This window comes from Porphyromonas catoniae ATCC 51270 (genome assembly GCF_000565015.1).
GTDB classification, from domain to species: Bacteria; Bacteroidota; Bacteroidia; order Bacteroidales; family Porphyromonadaceae; genus Porphyromonas; species Porphyromonas catoniae.
Genome location: NZ_JDFF01000009.1, coordinates 171411 through 187500 on the forward strand (window position 1 = coordinate 171411; position 16090 = coordinate 187500).

At 49.2% G+C, this 16090-nt stretch carries 13 protein-coding genes; 9 read left to right on the top strand and 4 right to left on the bottom strand.

What is annotated here, in order from left to right; genetic code table 11:
* The first annotated feature begins 444 nt into the window (after window positions 1–444).
* Complete coding sequence (locus HMPREF0636_RS02440) at window positions 445–1638, top strand: LpxZ family protein (protein WP_248616857.1); 1194 nt, start codon at window positions 445–447, stop codon at window positions 1636–1638.
* Here the strand turns inward: HMPREF0636_RS02440 and HMPREF0636_RS02445 are convergent, their stop codons facing one another.
* The gene (locus HMPREF0636_RS02445) at window positions 1639–2538 is read right to left on the bottom strand and encodes a tyrosine recombinase (protein ID WP_044168260.1); all 900 of its coding nucleotides are present in this window, start codon (window positions 2536–2538) and stop codon (window positions 1639–1641) included. It abuts the gene before it with no gap.
* A 67-nt stretch (window positions 2539–2605) separates the two neighbouring features.
* On the opposite strand from HMPREF0636_RS02445, the gene HMPREF0636_RS02450 reads away from it, so the two are divergent.
* A complete protein-coding gene (locus HMPREF0636_RS02450; protein WP_044168290.1) occupies window positions 2606–3046 on the top strand; it encodes a type II 3-dehydroquinate dehydratase in 441 nt (146 codons plus the stop codon).
* A gap of 68 nt (window positions 3047–3114) precedes the next feature.
* Window positions 3115–4548, top strand: coding sequence for a pyruvate kinase (pyk, locus tag HMPREF0636_RS02455; RefSeq protein WP_044168261.1), 1434 nt, complete (start codon window positions 3115–3117; stop codon window positions 4546–4548).
* 118 nt (window positions 4549–4666) lie between these two features.
* Here pyk and HMPREF0636_RS02460 read toward each other — a convergent pair whose 3' ends face one another.
* Together HMPREF0636_RS02460 and HMPREF0636_RS02465 are read right to left on the bottom strand one after the other, a co-directional pair.
* A complete protein-coding gene (locus HMPREF0636_RS02460) occupies window positions 4667–6265 on the bottom strand; it encodes a RagB/SusD family nutrient uptake outer membrane protein (RefSeq protein WP_044168292.1) in 1599 nt (532 codons plus the stop codon).
* Between the two features lie 17 nt (window positions 6266–6282).
* Entirely contained in the window at window positions 6283–9591 is a 3309-nt protein-coding gene (locus HMPREF0636_RS02465) for a SusC/RagA family TonB-linked outer membrane protein (RefSeq protein ID WP_044168262.1), read from the bottom strand.
* Between the two features lie 784 nt (window positions 9592–10375).
* Between HMPREF0636_RS02465 and HMPREF0636_RS02470 the strand changes: the two genes are divergently transcribed.
* The 6 genes from HMPREF0636_RS02470 to folK are packed head-to-tail and all read left to right on the top strand — an operon-like array spanning window position 10376 to window position 14671.
* Window positions 10376–11254 carry a cell division protein FtsX gene (locus HMPREF0636_RS02470; RefSeq protein WP_211235759.1) on the top strand — a complete coding sequence of 293 codons (879 nt, stop codon included), beginning with the start codon at window positions 10376–10378 and terminating at the stop codon, window positions 11252–11254.
* Window positions 11255–11290: 36 nt separating this feature from the next.
* Entirely contained in the window at window positions 11291–11527 is a 237-nt protein-coding gene (locus HMPREF0636_RS02475; protein WP_044168264.1) for a DUF3098 domain-containing protein, read from the top strand.
* Window positions 11527–12360: an undecaprenyl-diphosphatase UppP gene (gene uppP / locus HMPREF0636_RS02480; protein WP_044168266.1), complete on the top strand. Its 834-nt coding sequence runs from the start codon at window positions 11527–11529 to the stop codon at window positions 12358–12360. Before HMPREF0636_RS02475 ends, uppP begins: the two co-directional genes overlap by 1 nt.
* The gene (truB, locus tag HMPREF0636_RS02485) at window positions 12361–13080 is read left to right on the top strand and encodes a tRNA pseudouridine(55) synthase TruB (RefSeq protein WP_044168268.1); all 720 of its coding nucleotides are present in this window, start codon (window positions 12361–12363) and stop codon (window positions 13078–13080) included. It begins immediately after the preceding gene.
* 24 nt (window positions 13081–13104) lie between these two features.
* Window positions 13105–14166 (top strand): tRNA preQ1(34) S-adenosylmethionine ribosyltransferase-isomerase QueA, encoded by a 1062-nt coding sequence (gene queA, locus HMPREF0636_RS02490; RefSeq protein WP_005467206.1) that lies wholly within the window; start codon window positions 13105–13107, stop codon window positions 14164–14166.
* Window positions 14167–14179: 13 nt separating this feature from the next.
* Entirely contained in the window at window positions 14180–14671 is a 492-nt protein-coding gene (gene folK, locus HMPREF0636_RS02495) for a 2-amino-4-hydroxy-6-hydroxymethyldihydropteridine diphosphokinase (protein ID WP_044168270.1), read from the top strand.
* Here the strand turns inward: folK and HMPREF0636_RS02500 are convergent.
* The gene (locus HMPREF0636_RS02500) at window positions 14624–15223 is read right to left on the bottom strand and encodes an IMPACT family protein (RefSeq protein ID WP_044168271.1); all 600 of its coding nucleotides are present in this window, start codon (window positions 15221–15223) and stop codon (window positions 14624–14626) included. The two genes, folK and HMPREF0636_RS02500, sit on opposite strands and share 48 nt — an antisense overlap.
* Window positions 15224–16090: the final 867 nt, after the last annotated feature.

The following is a 16090-nucleotide window of genomic DNA, read 5'->3' on the forward strand; positions in this document are numbered from 1 at the left end:
CATCACGCTACCCTCGCTAGGGCAGACCAACTGAGCCTCCTCACCCCTTATCTCAAGGTCAGGCTACATCATACGGTATACCTATGGTGTGGCCTGACCTTCTTCTTGGTATCGCCTCCACGTGAAGAGGTCAGCTCTTAGCTCTCCATCCCTTGCCTTCTCTCTAGCCTTTATGTATCACAGTAGGTGAAGGAGACGGACGTAAGAGACAAAAAGAAGGGCATGCAAGGATGGCACAGGAACCCATGCAAGGGGATCCTAGGCAATGCTTGCATGGGTTCCCTCTCCACCCCATGCATGGGTCTCAACAAGCACCTCGGGGAGATCCTGGGCTAGGCGACCTTAGAGAGCGCAGCTCGTGCTACAAGAGCACGTGACCAACCCCATAACGAGGGAAACAGAAATGAAAAACGCCCTATCTTTGTAGAGAATAGTCACGACCAAATGATGCGCTTAATCCATGCCCTCTGCACCCTCATGTGCCTATGCCTAGCCCCCCATCTCATGGCACAAGGGAACTACCAGGCAGAGGTACCATCGCGCACCACACTCGACGCATTCGGTGATCGACTATCCTTACGGCTCTTGGCTGAGGCTTTCTTCCGCAACAATGAATATGCCTCCGACCTCATAGCAGACTACACGCTACCAGGCTACCGCTTTCGTGCTGACCTCGGTTTTCGCCCCAACACTTCTTTCCCCGTAGAGCTACGGCTTGGCGTGTCCAACCTTTATTATTGGGGCGCATCACGCTACCCCTCCGCCATGGCCTACCTTGACTTGCCCTACTGGAATGGCGAAGGGGAGCGATACACGAAGTTCCGCTTGCGTCCCTTCTTCCAAGCATCTATACTCCCTACCAAGGGGCTGGCTATCCTCCTCGGAGGACTCGAGGGAGGAGCGAAGCACGAACTCATAGAGCCTCTTTACAATCCCGAGCTTAACCTCACAGCTGATGAGGAAACAGGACTTCAGATTAAATATCTAGGTGAGCGAACGAAAATAGATACATGGGTTGATTGGCGGAGCTTTATCTTCCGTGGGGAGGCACATCCCGAGGCCTTTATCTTTGGACTTACAGCACGTCACCGCTTCCCCCTGAGTAGCATCTCTAGTCTAGGGCTAGAGCTACAAGCTCTGGCACACCATAGGGGAGGCGTGCTGAATCAACAGGCAGACACGGTACATACCTGGCTAAACACTGCTCTAGGGATAAGCTACGAACACCAATTTAAGGTCATGGAGGCCCCCCTCTCTTGGCGCACATCAGCCTTCGCTCTGAGCTATACACAGCGGGGTGAGCACTACTCCGTGAACGAAGGCTGGGGAATCTACGCAGAGAGTGAGGCAAGATGGCGAAGGTGGCAGGCGAAGATGGGTCTTTGGTATGGTACCGATTTCATTGGTGTACTCGGGGTGCCCTTTGCCCAGAGTGTCGGGCGAAAAGGTAGGCAGGTCATTCACTCCCATCATCCAAGGTACCTCTCTCTGAGCGCAAGCTATCGAATCATGGAGAGTATGAAGTATTCGCTCTCTTTATCTGCTGGCGTATGGATGCACCCCCATTCGGCAGATCGGATGAGTAGCTACATAGAGGCGTACCTGAGTATATCACCCTACTTCGGGCTGCTCAAATAGTCATCGCTGGTTACGAGGGTGGTACCGCTCGATCTGCTCCCGCAGTCGAGTGCGGTCGATATGTGTATAGATCTCTGTCGTCCCTACATCCTCATGCCCCAGCAGGAGCTGTATAGCCTGCAGGTTTGCTCCCCCCTCAAGCAGTGCAGTGGCGAAGCTATGACGGAAGGTATGGGGACTGATGGTCTTCTTGACGCCTGCCGCTTGGGCAGCTTCCTTGATAAAGACAAAGACAGTGATGCGAGAGATCGCTTTACCGATACGACTAAGGAAGATATAGTCCTCTTGACCGCGCTTAGCTTTGGGTCGGTCAGGATGGGTTAAATAGGTCGTCAACTCTTGGATAGCAGAGGGACTAAGGGGAACTAGTCGCTGCTTGCTCCCCTTCCCCAATACACGTAGGTAACCTTCGTCTAGGAAGACATCGGAGAAACGCAACTGGCATAGCTCACTCACACGTAGCCCACAGCTGAAGAGCACCTCTATGATGGCTCGATTTCGAGCTCCCTCTACCCCTCCCTTTTGACCGCATGCTTCTATCATACAATCAACCTCCTCAGTAGAGAGGACCGTAGGCAAGTATCGCCCCTTACGAGGTACCTCAAGCAAAGCGGTAGGATCAGTATCTAGGTATCCCTCGAGCAACAGATATCGACCGAAACTCTTCACCCCCGAAATGATGCGCGAGATGGAGTTTGGACTGATTCCTAAGTCGTATAGTGTGGATACGAAGTGCTGCAAGCGTGGGTAGTCTAGGTCATCTATGCGAAGCCCTTCGGTCTCGAGATAGCTAAGGAGTTTATCCAAGTCAAAAAGGTATGCCTGACATGTATTAGCAGAGAGGTTCAGCTCAAAGCGTAGATAGGATAGATACTTTGCTCTTATATCGGTAGGTAACATCAGTCACGAAGGGAATTTTAATTATCTTTGCAAAGGTAAGAAGACAATGGACATAACAGGCAGGAGGATAAGGGTTGAGATCATCAATGGCCCAAATCTACAACGTATCGGCAGGCGAGAGCCAGAGATCTACGGAACTAGGTCTATGGAGGATTGGCTTGCAGAGCAGCGTACAGCCTTCTCCGACAGTCTAGAGATTACCTACTTCCAGTCCAACCATGAGGGTGCGCTGATTGACCGCCTATACACCCTCGATGATGAGCATGTGGATGCAATCATACTCAATGCTGGGGCTTACTCCCATACCTCCCTTGCTCTGGCTGATGCCCTTAGGGCAATCACCCCTCCGACCCTAGAGGTGCATATCTCCAATATCTATGCACGAGAAGAGCAGAGAAGGCATTCCCTCATCTCTGAGGCATGCGTGGGGGTCATCGCAGGATTTGGACTGGATAGTTACCGCCTAGCCCTAGCATCCATCCCTACCCTACTCCAACAGAGCAAGTAGCAGTACCCTTCTTACCCTCCCCACCTAAACGAATAAAATAAAGTAACACTATTACATTATAAGGAATTATGAAGAAGACTAAGATCGTAGCCACCATCTCTGACCTTCGCTGTGACGTAGAGTTCATACGTCCTCTCGTAGAGGCTGGTGTCAATGTCGTGCGTATGAATACAGCGCACATGACCAAGGAAGGGATTACCCAAGTAATCGAAAATACACGTGCTGTCTCACCTAATGTCGCTGTACTACTCGACACCAAGGGCCCAGAGGTGCGTACCACAGTCCTCGAAGGAGATTCTGAAGTCAAGCGTCAATTCAACACTGGCGACAAGGTAGTCTTCATGGCCAATCCCGAGGCTAAGACCAACAACGAAGTCATCAATGTGAACTACGTGAACTTCGTGCACGATGTACCTGTCGGTGCGACTATCCTCCTTGACGACGGTGCTCTAGCCTTCGTCGTAGAGAAGAAAGAGGGGGATAAGCTCTATACCACCTGCCAGAACACCGGTAAGCTCGGTAGCCGTAAGAGCGTCAACGTACCAGGCGTCCGCATCGACCTCCCCTCTCTCACAGAGAAAGACCGTGGTAACATCCTACACTCCATCCCACAGAAGATCGAGTTCATTGCTCACTCCTTCGTTCGCAACAAGAGAGACATCGAGGAGATCCAAGCTATTCTTGATGAGCACAAGAGTGACATCAAGATTATCGCTAAGATTGAGAACCAGGAGGGTGTAGACAACATCGACGAAATCATCGACTCCTGCTATGGTATCATGATCGCTCGTGGTGACCTCGCTATCGAAGTACCCGCAGAGAAGGTCCCAGGCATCCAGCGTATGATCATCAAGAAGTGTATCGCAGCTAAGAAGCCCGTCATCGTAGCTACACAGATGCTTCACACGATGATTGACAATCCCCTACCTACACGTGCTGAGGTGAGTGATATCGCTAACGCTGTCTACTACCGCACCGACGCTGTCATGCTCTCTGGTGAGACTGCTAACGGGAAGTATCCTCTAGAGGCTGTCCAGACCATGGCTAGCATCATCCGCGAGGCAGAGGCTACACTCGAGGAAAACTACAACGATGAAGTACCCTACTCTAAGGAAGTAAGCACCACGACAGCCTTCCTAGCTAAGCAGGCTGTCCGCAGTGTTGATCAAATCAACACCGAGGCCATCATCACTGATAGCTTCACGGGTCGTACAGCTCGCTACCTTTCCTCCTTCCGTGCTACTGTACCTGTATGTGCTGTTTGCTACGATGAGACCCTATCTCGTCAGCTTGCTCTCAGCTACGGCGTCACCGCACACTACGCAGGTGAAGAGCCTTGCGAAAAGGCTCGTCTCGTAGCAGGCATCAAGAGCTTCATCGAATCTGGGCTTATCAAGGAGTCTACCCAAGCAGCTTTCATGAGCGGTACCATCGGTATCACCGGAGCAGCTCACGCTCTCGAGATCGAGACCGTAGGTAATATCCTCGAGCGTAATAAGTAGTAGCGGGAAAATATCATCCCCTACCCCTCTAGCAGAGACAAGAAGCTCAGCAAGAGTATAAAAGTAGAGGGCGACAAGACCGATGGTCTTGTCGCCCTCTGGCTTTCAGGGGAACAGGCTATCTACCATAACCTGGTGTCTGGGTAATCTTTGGGTCTTGATTTACAATCGTCCTATCAAGAGGCCAGAGCACCTTATGAGCCTCCGAAGCAGAGAGGATAGGTCTCGAAGCTTGGGCCTCGTTAGGATCCTCGGGGAAGTTGGCTTCAACAGAGAAGACCAATGGCTTTTTCGATGCATCCTGAAGACGAATAAGGTCAAACCAGCGCTTATACTCTCCCACAAACTCCTTAGTCCGCTCCTGCAAGATTGCGAGTTCAGCAGCAGCAAAGGTCGTATGTGTGTACTCATGCCCTGCGAAATGCGTACCATAGGCCCTCTTGCGCACAGCATTGATCTCCGTTGATGGATCTTCACCTAGGCCATTCTTTACCTCAGCAAGCATCAGAAGGGCATCTGCATAGCGGTACACGAGGATATTACTATCGAAGACGTGCTTACCATCCGCATAAGTCTGCCCCATATACTTTTTCATTACCGCACCTGGGCTATAGGGAGCTGTAGCCCCAACAAAGAACTCAAAGAACGTAGCAGAACGACGGCTATCTGTCTCATCGAAAGCCTTAACGACCGAGTACTTGTACTCATTGAAGAGACGCCCCTCACCACGCAAGTCTAGGGGATCTCCTGGTAGGAGAACACCATTCTTGTCCTTGGCTGATCCAGCAAACAGTGCCTTCTGGTACATATACAGCACATAGTCATTCGTGGCCTCTTCTCTATCGAAGTAGAGGTTGTAGATTACCTCAGCATTATTCTTATTCTGTGTACTAAAGACCTTAGAGAACTCGGGAAGGAGGCTGTAGACTCCACTATTTATAATCTGGTTAAGTGTTGCCTTTGCCACTTGTAAGTCAGCCTCTCCACCTGCCGTGTGGTCTCCAGTAGTGACCTTAGCAGACCAAAGATAAACCTCAGCCTTTAGCATCTTTGTTGCTGCAAGCGACCAGTCTATCTTCGGTCCAGAACCTAGTGTCTCCCCTGCTAGGAGACTCTCAGACTGATCAACCTCTGACTTGATAAAGTCCAAGGTCTGCTTTGCTGTAGATCGCTCTTTATAGAACTTGCTTGGAGAGTCTATTGCCTCTGTGACGACTCTAGGCTCGGTCTCTATAACGACTCCTCCGTAGGTACGGTATAGGAAAAAGTAATAGAAGGCACGCACACCATGAGCCCTACCTAAATAGGCCTTACGCTCTGCATCTGTCAGGAAGGGGCATTCCTCCTTGACCTTCTTGATGAAGAGGTTTACACGGAGGATTAAGCCGTATAGCCCACCCCAGTTCGTTACTCCCGTACGGTTTGCATCAAGTAGGTTTAGCTTGAGGTTCACGTCATATTGGTTCTCTCCCGTTGTAGATACGGTAGTCTTCAACATCCCAGCTCGTAGCTCACCAAAGGCACGCATTGTGGAATAAGATCCACGTACATTACCATATATAGAGGTAAGATAGGCCTCTACCTGGGGCTTTGTATTCCAAAAGTTCCCTTCCGTATATTCATCGATTGCCTTTAGGTCAAGGAGCTTGTTGCAAGACACGCCCATGAATAGAGAGAGGACGAATAGCCCAAAGGCTATAAAGCGATTCCTTTTCATAGCAGAAGTAATCATAATTAAAGTCCGACATTAAGCCCAAAGACAAATACTCGAGGCAAGCTGTAGCCACCCCAAGGATCTCCCCCTGGCTCTGGAGTATAGACATACTTAGCAGCCGTTAGATATCCAAGGTTCTGGGCTGTGAGGGATAGGTCGACACTGTTCATAGCAACCTTCTTAGTCCATCGCTGAGGAAGGCGATAGGAAAGAGAGATCTCTCGGAAAGCAAGGTAATCCCCCTTGTAGGTGAATAGAGAAGAGGTACGATCGTAGTTCCCTTTACCCAGTTGGTCTGCCCACATGTAGCGAGGATACTTGGCGTTTGGGTTGGACTCGCTAAACGTATTATCACGAGCTTGCTTAATCGTATTGTAGGTACCCTGCATATTCCCCATGATCCAAGGGGTACGATGGTCAACGATCGTATGCCCTATAGCGTAATCGAGTCGTATGCTTAGGCTTAGATCCTTCCATGTGAGAGACGTTGAGAAGCCTCCAGTGAGCCAAGGATTACTATTTCCAAGCTTCACTCTATCGAACTCATCAATGACACCGTCACCGTTTACGTCTCTCCAGCGCACGTCTCCAGGCTGAATAGGCAAGATCTTACCTGCATCCTTCTCCGATTGGTCGGCAGATTGCCAAGCCTTGGGACCATAGAGATGCTTCGGGGCATAACGATCCACCAGATTCTCTGGTATCTCACTCTCCGAGCGGTAGATTCCATCAGCTTGGAAGCCATATATATCACCCGGGGATTGCCCTTCTTGGTATCCACCGACCCAGTTCTTCTCATTGCCGTTACCCGTATAGACCTGAGAAGCACCTTGTCGGTTACGCTCTAGCCCATTTGGGGGGAGCTTGAGAATTTTGTTCCTATTGATTGCTCCATTGAGGCTAGCATTCCACTTCCACTCTTTGGTATTCAGTATACGAGCATTAATATCTACTTCCAAGCCTCGGTTTCGTATCCTACCGTTGTTGGACTTATACGAGCTAATGCCTGTATGTGATGTGAGCGTGATGTCAGCAAGCTTATCATCGGTGATACGGTTATAGTAGGTAATTCCAAGGGTAAGTCTGTTATTCCACAGTCCTAAGTCAGCACCTACTTCAAAAGTATTGGTCTTCTCCCAGAGGAGTCCTCTGTTAGGTAGCCCCGAGATGGAGATGGCATCCCGGCCTCCGTAGCGAGACAGTCCATAAGAACCTTGGAGCGTGTATCGACCAATGCCCGACACATTCCCGTTGCTCCCATAGCTGAGGCGTAGCTTACCAAAATTAAGGACACTACCAATATCAAACTTCTTGACGAACTCCTCATTAGTGAAGACCCATCCAGCAGATACTCCAGGGAAGAAGCCCCATCGGTTATCGATTAGCTTCGAGTATCCATCGTAGCGAGACACGAGAGAGAGGAGGTAACGCCCTCGGTAATCATAGTTCACTCGGCCGAAGTAGGAGAGGATACGTTCACGACTATGCTCCGATTTAATAGATCGTGCTCCTTTCTCATCACTCGTGTATTGTAGGGCAGAGAAGTCATCAAACTTCGCATTCTTCCCAGAGGCAGACAGTGTTTTAATGTAGCTGTCGTAGTACTCGCTCCCCAGCATTACCGAGAGGTTGTGCTTATCTCGGATACTCGTAGTGTAGTTCAGCACAGCGTTGTATGTCTGATCAAGCATCTCAGAGGCAGAGACAGAGGAGTATCGCGTACGATAGAAAACACCTGGAGATACTAGCCTATCCTTTTGAAATCCTTCTTCCCACGCCTGGCTAAAGAACCATATACCACTGACCTTGACATTCAGACCTTTAAGGAGATTAAGTGTAAAGGTCTGGTTAAGTGTAAACTTATTTGTCTTCTTATCGTTCTTGTAGGAGTCCTTAACAAGGTTAAAGTTGATATCGCCACCACTTAATCCGAGGAGCTTCTCTCCCGCCGCATTACGACCACGGAAGGTAGGAGGTGTCCCGAGCATTCGCCCGAAGAAGTTGGCGTCAAGGCCTAGATTATCCCAGTCAGCTCGCGTGAAGTTCAGGCTAGAACTTGAGGTCAGCCAAGGCTGGATCTTATAATCAGCGTTGAGGGTAAAATTGATACGCTTGTACCAGTCCACACGGGCATTACCATTGCTGTGGTTGTACCCAATGTTAGCGTAGTAATTCCCTCGGTCATTACCACCTGTGAAGCTAAGATTGTAGTCTTGACTAAGTGCGATATCTCGGATATTCTCCTCACGAAGGTTATTTGAGTCTGAGTAAATCAGCTTCTTACCTGTCACAGGGTCGATCATGGTCTTCCATCCCTGCTGGAGGAGGAAGGCAAGGTTATCGTTGTACTCATAGAGTCCATAGAGCCCTTTCACATCCTTGTTCCCATCAGTTGGATTCCCTTGGGCGTCGAAGTATGAGTTGCCTGTACCATATCCTCCTGTACCTGATAAGGAGGTATCGTTAGCAAAACCAACCCATCTGCCCTGACTATTCTTATAGATATGAGAGGAGTTCCAGACGGCCTGACGCTGCATACGGATATAGTCCTCTGAGCCAAGGAACTCATAGAGGTCACGGAACGTATTTGCACTAACCTTAGCTTTAAAGCGAATCTCACTAAAGCCTGCTTTCCCTCGCTTGGTCGTGATGAGGATAACACCGTTGTTGGCACGTGCACCATAGATGGCTGTTGCACCTGCATCCTTCATAACCTCCATGGATTCGATATCCTCAGGATTGACGTCATTGAGACCACCCCTCACTTGTCCATCAATGACGACCAGTGGAGACCCCGTACCATCTAGGTTCGTCCCCCCGCGGAGGGTAATCGTAGGTGTTGCACCCGGGCTACCTGATGTTTGTTGCACGCGTAGCCCAGAGACTGCACCAGAGAGTGCCTGAGCGGGATTAGAGAAGAGCCCTTTTTCCAACGCTTCGTTCTTCACAGAAGCTATTGAGTTCGTCATTTTACTTCGTAGCTGCCTACCACCATAGGCTGTAACAACTACTTCGTCAATGAGCTTCGACTCATCTTTCAGCTGGATACGCAGGGGTTGTGAGAGGTCTCTTCCCGTGAGGTTGATTGTTTGTGACTCATACCCCACACTGGAGATGGTGAGAGATAGCTTATCTCCCCGTAGCTGCAGCCGAAAGCGCCCCTCAGCATCGGATAGTACCCCGTTAGAAGTGCCTATCTCTCTGACGCTGGCTCCGATAATGGGCTCGTTCGTCTTGTCTACGACAATCCCAGCGACCGTTCTTCCCTGTGCCCAGGCTCCAAATGTCCATAGACAGAGGGATAGGAGCAATAGTAATGCTCTTTTCATCGTTTTCAGTGTTATTTATGATTAGACAAAATTCGTTTATGACTTAGCACTTTAGTATTTTAGTATTGAAGCGTTATCTCAAAGGAAACTCCTCTCCCCACACATCAGCCTAATCTCTTCCTGTTTTTATTAAAGCAACAGAGACCAGAGCAAAGATAAAAATATTTTGACCAAGGGATATCTGCACATTGGACATGTCCACCATCCCTTATACGAAAAAGACATAAAGAATTGATTATCAAATTGATACAAACATCCCCACAAGGAGTATCAACGAGTTACCATAACTCGTCACAAAGAGTTACCATAAGTCGTCATGACAACTTACCATAAGTCGTTACAAGGAGTTACCATAACTCTCTAAAGCGAGTTACCATAACTCGTTGAGGCATATGTTTTACACAAGAGGAACTCACTATTAATAAATCAGTTACAAGAATCACCAAGAGAGCGTGTCTGTCTACCCCAGGCAAGGCTAGTTAGAGAGCTAAGGAGAATTGGTGCAAGCCCTTGGTGGACCCACCCCCAATTAAAATAAGAGGAGAGCTCCTGCTCTCTCAATGAGCTGAAAACGACTGAATGGGCGATAATGTCTATCTTTGCATGCAAATTACCCTTGGTCTATCCACAAAGTAAAGTAAGGCTCTTACTCTCGGTTGGATAAGCAGGGGATTATGTCTCATGGCTTGCTCCTGCTTAGGAAGGAAAGTCTTTGCTCTGTACCTCCAAGGGGAGGAGCAATGGGCTATGAATTAGGTAGAACAGGCTACGCATATAGAATAGAATGGGTGTACCCCGTACAAAACAATCTTCGACGCTCCGCTATTCGCGTCTTTTGAGCTTCATCAGCATCACCGTGACCCTCTTTATGCTCGGTGCTCTAGGCTTAGTCTATGTCCTCGAGCAAGGTCTGAGCCACGAGGTGCGTGAGCGTGTAGCCTTCACCATTGAGCTTCCTAGCCAGGAGCAAACCGAGACAAGCAAGCTCACACAGGAGCTACGCAGCCTCCCCTATGTACGAGACGTCGAATTGATTACACCGGATAGTGCGGCACGTAGTCTAGCCGAAGTACTGGGTGAAGACCCAACCAAAGTCCTTGGCTACAATCCTCTACAGCCAATGGCTAAGATTTACCTGCGGGCAGAATACACGCACCCCGATAGTCTGCGTAAAATCACCGCGTCCAATCCGTTACTCAAGACGGCAGAAGGTCTACAAGAGCAGGAGGGCGAATGGGCCTCAGCCTCACGTAACCTCCAGACGATACGTCTCGTCCTGTGGATTTTCCTTGGGCTACACCTCTTGGTCAGCTTCCTACAAATCAATACAGCCACAGGTCTTATCATCTACTCTCAGCGTATGCGCATACGTACGCTCTCGCTCATCGGTGCTACAGCAAGCTTCATCGCTTGGCCGTTCATCCAGAGAGCAATGCTAGATGCTCTGGTTGGAGCTCTGATTGCGCTGGGGCTACTTGCTGGGGCTATCTTTGGGGTGTACCGAGGTTTGGGCTTTGACCTTCTGGCGATATGCCCAAGGCTTCCACTTGTAGGAGTCATCCTAGCCATTCCACTAGTGGGGGTGCTGGTAAGCCTCATTTCCTCTTGGAGAGCAACACGCAAGTACATCCATATGGATGAGGGTAAAATCCACCTCATCTAATACTCTCACTTCGCATTTAACTCAGCATATTCAGCTATGCTTTACAGTAAAAAGAACTATATCCTCATGGGGGTATCTGCACTACTCATCATCGTGGGCTTTATCCTCATGTCTGGTGGAGCAAGTGAAGATCCCACAGCTTTCAGTGCTGACATCTTCAGCGCTAGACGTATCATCATCGCCCCAATCATCTGTGTACTCGGCTTCGCGCTGATGGGCTATGCGATCCTAGCCAATCCGACACAGAGTAAGGGAGAGGAGGACACCAAGTAATGACCATCCTTGAGAGCATCATCCTAGCGATCGTCGAGGGACTGACGGAGTTTCTCCCTGTTTCCTCTACGGGACACATGATCCTAACCGAGGGGATACTCGGGATGGAGAGTACAGCGTACCTAAAGGCCTTCACTGTCATGATCCAGTTTGGGGCAATCTTATCGGTCGTTATTTTCTATTTCCGTCGCTTTCTCCCCTTTCCTATCCTAGGCTTTCACCCTGATGAGACTACGAGTCTTGGGGGATGGAGACTATATGCTCTGATGATTGTGGGCTGCATCCCAGCAGCAGTGCTTGGGGGGCTTCTCAATGATCAAATCGATGCTCTCCTAGGGAATACCTGGGTCGTACTGGCTATGCTTTCCCTCGGAGGAATCTTGATGATCTACTTCGATCGGATCTTTGGAGCAAAGGGTGAGAAGCGCGTAACAGTTACCAATGCCTTCATCATCGGATTGTTTCAATGCCTAGCGATGATTCCTGGGGTATCTCGTTCGATGGCTACCATCTTTGGCGGTATGCAACAAGGGCTAACGAGGCGACAAGCTGCTGAGTTCTCGTTCTTCCTCGCTGTACCTACGATGTTTGGAGCCACGCTACTCAAGGGCTATAAGCTCTACAAGGAGCTTGGCATGCAGGTTTTCCAAGAGAATTGGCAAACGCTACTGATTGGGAACGTTGTGGCTTTCCTCGTCGCACTACTCGCGATTAAGTTCTTCATCGACTTCGTTACTCGGTATGGCTTCCGTGCCTTTGGCTATTATCGCATACTGCTCTCTGTAGGCGTGGCTATTGTCTTGTTACTCGGAGCGAATATCTCACTTAGCTAAATGGAGAAGCTGGACCTCATAGCTGGAGCTACCATAGCACTCGATAAGCCTCTGACGTGGAGCTCGTTTAGTCTTATTAATAAGTTCCGATATGAGGCATGCCGCTTCCTCGGTATACGCAAGCTGAAGGTTGGTCACGCAGGCACACTTGACCCACTAGCAACAGGAGTGATGATCCTCTGTACTGGCAAGCATACCAAACAGATACCTCAGCTACAAGAAGGGAGAAAAGAGTACATCGCCAATATTCGCCTTGGGCAGACGACCCCCACCTATGATATGGAGAGCGAACCCGATGCATTCTTCCCAACAGATCACATTACTCGCGAACTCGTCCTTGAGAGATTACAAGGCTTCGTTGGCACAATAGAGCAGGTCCCACCTGCATTCTCTGCTGTAAAAGTAGATGGTAAGCGAGCCTATGACCTTGCACGAAAGGGACGAGACTTTGAGCTAAAGGCTAAGACCCTAGTCATTGATGAGATTGAGTTGCTCGACTATACCCTTCCCGATATACAGATACGTGTCGTCTGTAGCAAGGGTACTTATATCCGTGCTTTGGCTCGTGATATAGGCCTTGCCTTAGGCTCTGGTGGACATCTCACGGCTCTTCGCCGTACACGCGTTGGAGAGTTCACCCTTGCGGACTGCTACCGAGTAGAGGACATCCAATCGTTCCTCCACCAGCATGTTGCACCACTAGATACAACGAATGAATAAAACTCCCTTACAATATAGATTGAAATGAAGGATACTAAGCTAAGTCACTTTGAGCTCGACGTTCCTGAGAACCTGATCGCCAAGAAGCCTGCAACCTTCCGCGACGAATCACGTATGCTCGTGCTACACAAGAAGACTGGTGAGATCGAGCATCGACAGTTCAAGGACATCCTAGAGTACTTCCAGAAGGATGACGTCTTTGTCTTCAACGACACCAAGGTCTTCCCTGCTCGCATGTACGGCAACAAGGAGAAGACGGGTGCTCAGATTGAGGTTTTCCTCCTGCGCGAACTTAATCCTGCGCTCAAGCTATGGGATGTCGTCGTTGACCCTGCACGCAAGATTCGGATCGGTAACAAACTCTATTTCGGCAAGAATGACGAACTCGTAGCGGAAGTCATTGATAATACCACCTCCCGTGGACGTACCCTTCGCTTCCTCTACGATGGCAACTCCGAAGAATTCCGCCGCATCCTCTATGCTATGGGTGAGACACCGCTCCCCAAGTACATCAATCGTAGTCCAAATAACGATGATGCACACCGATACCAATCCCTCTTCGCTGAGAATGAAGGGGCCGTCGTAGGACCTGCTGCGAGCTTCCACTTCAGTCGAGAACTCTTACTACGCATGGAGATTAAGGACATCCATAAGGCCTTCATCACCGTACACAACGGGCTCGGGAATTATCGAGATATTGACGTAGAGGATCTGACAAAATATAAGATGGAGAGCGAGCAGATCATCGTCCCAGAGACTGCTTGTACCATAGTGAATAAAGCAAGTGACGCAGGGCGTAATATCTGTGCCATTGGTACCTCCGTGCTACGTGCTATGGAGACGGCAGCTGGCACAGAGCGGCATATCAAGGTCTTCGATGGCTGGACAAGTCGCTTCATCTTCCCTCCATACGACTTCAACGTCCCCAACGCCCTCGTGACCAACTTCCACCTCTCCAAGTCTATCCTCCTCATGATGGCAGCAGCTTTCGGTGGATACGAAGAGACAATGAATGCCTACGCAGTAGCCATCAAGGAGAAGTATCGCTTCGGTGCCTATGGTGACGCTATGCTCATCATCGACTAGACGATAAGCTCCGATGCCCCAGCTCTATCTATCTCTAGGTAGTAATGAGGGGGATCGCAGGGTCCTTCTAGAAAAAGCAATTGACGCTATCCACACGTCCATCGGACATGTGGATAGCGTCTCTTCTTTCTTTGAAACACAACCTTGGGGCTTCGAGAGCAACCATCCATTCCTGAATATCGCAGTGAAGGTTACAACTAACCTCTCTCCTTATGAGGTACTGGATCAAACCCAAGCTATTGAACGAGCATTAGGGAGAAAAGAAAAGAGCCATCTCGGTGTCTACCAAGACCGCCCTATCGACATTGATCTTCTCCTCTACGACGACCTCACATTACACGATCCTCGCCTCACCATCCCCCATCCTTTGTTACATCGTCGTCTCTTTGTACTTGATCCTTTAGTGGAGATTGCCCCAGATCAATACCATCCCCTTTTAGGCAAAACCATCCAAGAGCTAAGGCAGGAGCTCCACACCGTAGATACGTCCCATTCGGCTCTCTAGCTCTGCGAACTTCCCAGCTCGCACCGAGAGGGAGAGGCGGCATGACTCCCTAAAGTCTTGCTCTAGTATCACTGCGTCTAGCTCCTTGACTTGTCGCATCACAATCCCCATCAAGTCGTAAGGGAACCAGATGGAGCACTCTTTGCTTAGGATTACCTCTCGACGCTCCGCCCCATCTAGAGCGGACAAAGTTGCCTCTCGGTACGCTTCAATAAGACCACTCGTCCCAAGTTTTACTCCACCGAAATAGCGCACCACAAGGACAATGACATTCGTCAGTCCCTGCGAAACCAAAATCCCAAGGATCGGTCGTCCAGCTGTACCCGAAGGCTCCCCATCATCATTGCTACGTGTTCGCTCCCCCGCTGGCTCAAGCCGGTATGCCCAGCATACATGACGAGCATCGTAGTACTTAGCTCGAAATTCCTCCACTCGCCCCATAGCTGCAGACTCATCCTCTACGGGAAAAGCAAACGCCAAGAAACGGCTTCGTTTCTCCGAATACTCTCCTCGTGCCTCTGCAACTAATGTCCAATAGCTATCCTGCTCCATTTGTAGTCCTCCTGCCTCATCATTATAGGCAAAGATACGCCATTGTATTGTAGTATTCAGCCTTTCTTCTCCTCTCCTCTACGATACCCACAGCATTATCCTGCCCCTACCAACAGCAGAGCCTACTGTAGCCATACAATACAGTACCCCTAGGATTACGACACCGCATACGTCACCATCAACCCTATGAAGTATCCATCTCTACAAAACAACACGATAACCAGCTGATAATAAGAAAGATTGAATAGGTCACAAAATACAGCTCAATGACTTACCATAACTCGTCACAACGAGTTACCATAAGTTGTCCAAACGAGTTGCCGTAACTCTTTCGAGCGAGTTACCATAACTCGCAAAGGCGAACTATGGTAACTCGCAACGATCCCCTTCCAAACGTCCTAAATAGGCGTATTTACAAGAGCCCTCCTCCATCATACCAAGCAAGTTAGCACACGCACCCAAATATTCCTCAACAAAAGTCAGTCTCCCATTTACCCAGCTTACTTGCTAAGATCACTCCTCCCGCCCAAAGGTCTTAGTAGACGAGGGTAGGATTCTATCAACTTAGGTAATCGGGAGTTATGGAATTCTCATCATCCCCCTTTCTCTAGGTACCTCCAACAGAACAACAAGGAGGAATATAAATACTCCTCTCTCTACAACGACACATGCACCCTCTTGATTTACAACAAGATAAATGGAATGAAGTCTTTATTTCACACCCAAGATATTAAAGATCAGTTAAAGGATTTTTGATTTTTCTTTGCAAAAGTTTGGTAGTATAAAAATTCTCCGTATCTTTGTAGTGTATTTTTCATGGTATTAGATTTAAGGTTAACAAAGAATAGGGGTTGTCGGGAGACAACC

Bases quoted from the DNA above. Each gene is read 5' to 3' on its own strand.
- HMPREF0636_RS02440 (WP_248616857.1), top strand. From the start codon at position 445: ATGATGCGCTTAATCCATGCCCTCTGCACCCTCATGTGCCTATGCCTA.
- HMPREF0636_RS02465 (WP_044168262.1), bottom strand. From the start codon at position 9,591: ATGAAAAGAGCATTACTATTGCTCCTATCCCTCTGTCTATGGACATTT.
- queA (WP_005467206.1), top strand. From the start codon at position 13,105: ATGAAGGATACTAAGCTAAGTCACTTTGAGCTCGACGTTCCTGAGAAC.
- uppP (WP_044168266.1), top strand. From the start codon at position 11,527: ATGACCATCCTTGAGAGCATCATCCTAGCGATCGTCGAGGGACTGACG.
- HMPREF0636_RS02500 (WP_044168271.1), bottom strand. From the start codon at position 15,223: ATGGAGCAGGATAGCTATTGGACATTAGTTGCAGAGGCACGAGGAGAG.
- truB (WP_044168268.1), top strand. From the start codon at position 12,361: ATGGAGAAGCTGGACCTCATAGCTGGAGCTACCATAGCACTCGATAAG.
- pyk (WP_044168261.1), top strand. From the start codon at position 3,115: ATGAAGAAGACTAAGATCGTAGCCACCATCTCTGACCTTCGCTGTGAC.
- HMPREF0636_RS02445 (WP_044168260.1), bottom strand. From the start codon at position 2,538: ATGTTACCTACCGATATAAGAGCAAAGTATCTATCCTATCTACGCTTT.
- HMPREF0636_RS02475 (WP_044168264.1), top strand. From the start codon at position 11,291: ATGCTTTACAGTAAAAAGAACTATATCCTCATGGGGGTATCTGCACTA.
- HMPREF0636_RS02460 (WP_044168292.1), bottom strand. From the start codon at position 6,265: ATGAAAAGGAATCGCTTTATAGCCTTTGGGCTATTCGTCCTCTCTCTA.
- folK (WP_044168270.1), top strand. From the start codon at position 14,180: ATGCCCCAGCTCTATCTATCTCTAGGTAGTAATGAGGGGGATCGCAGG.
- HMPREF0636_RS02470 (WP_211235759.1), top strand. From the start codon at position 10,376: ATGGGTGTACCCCGTACAAAACAATCTTCGACGCTCCGCTATTCGCGT.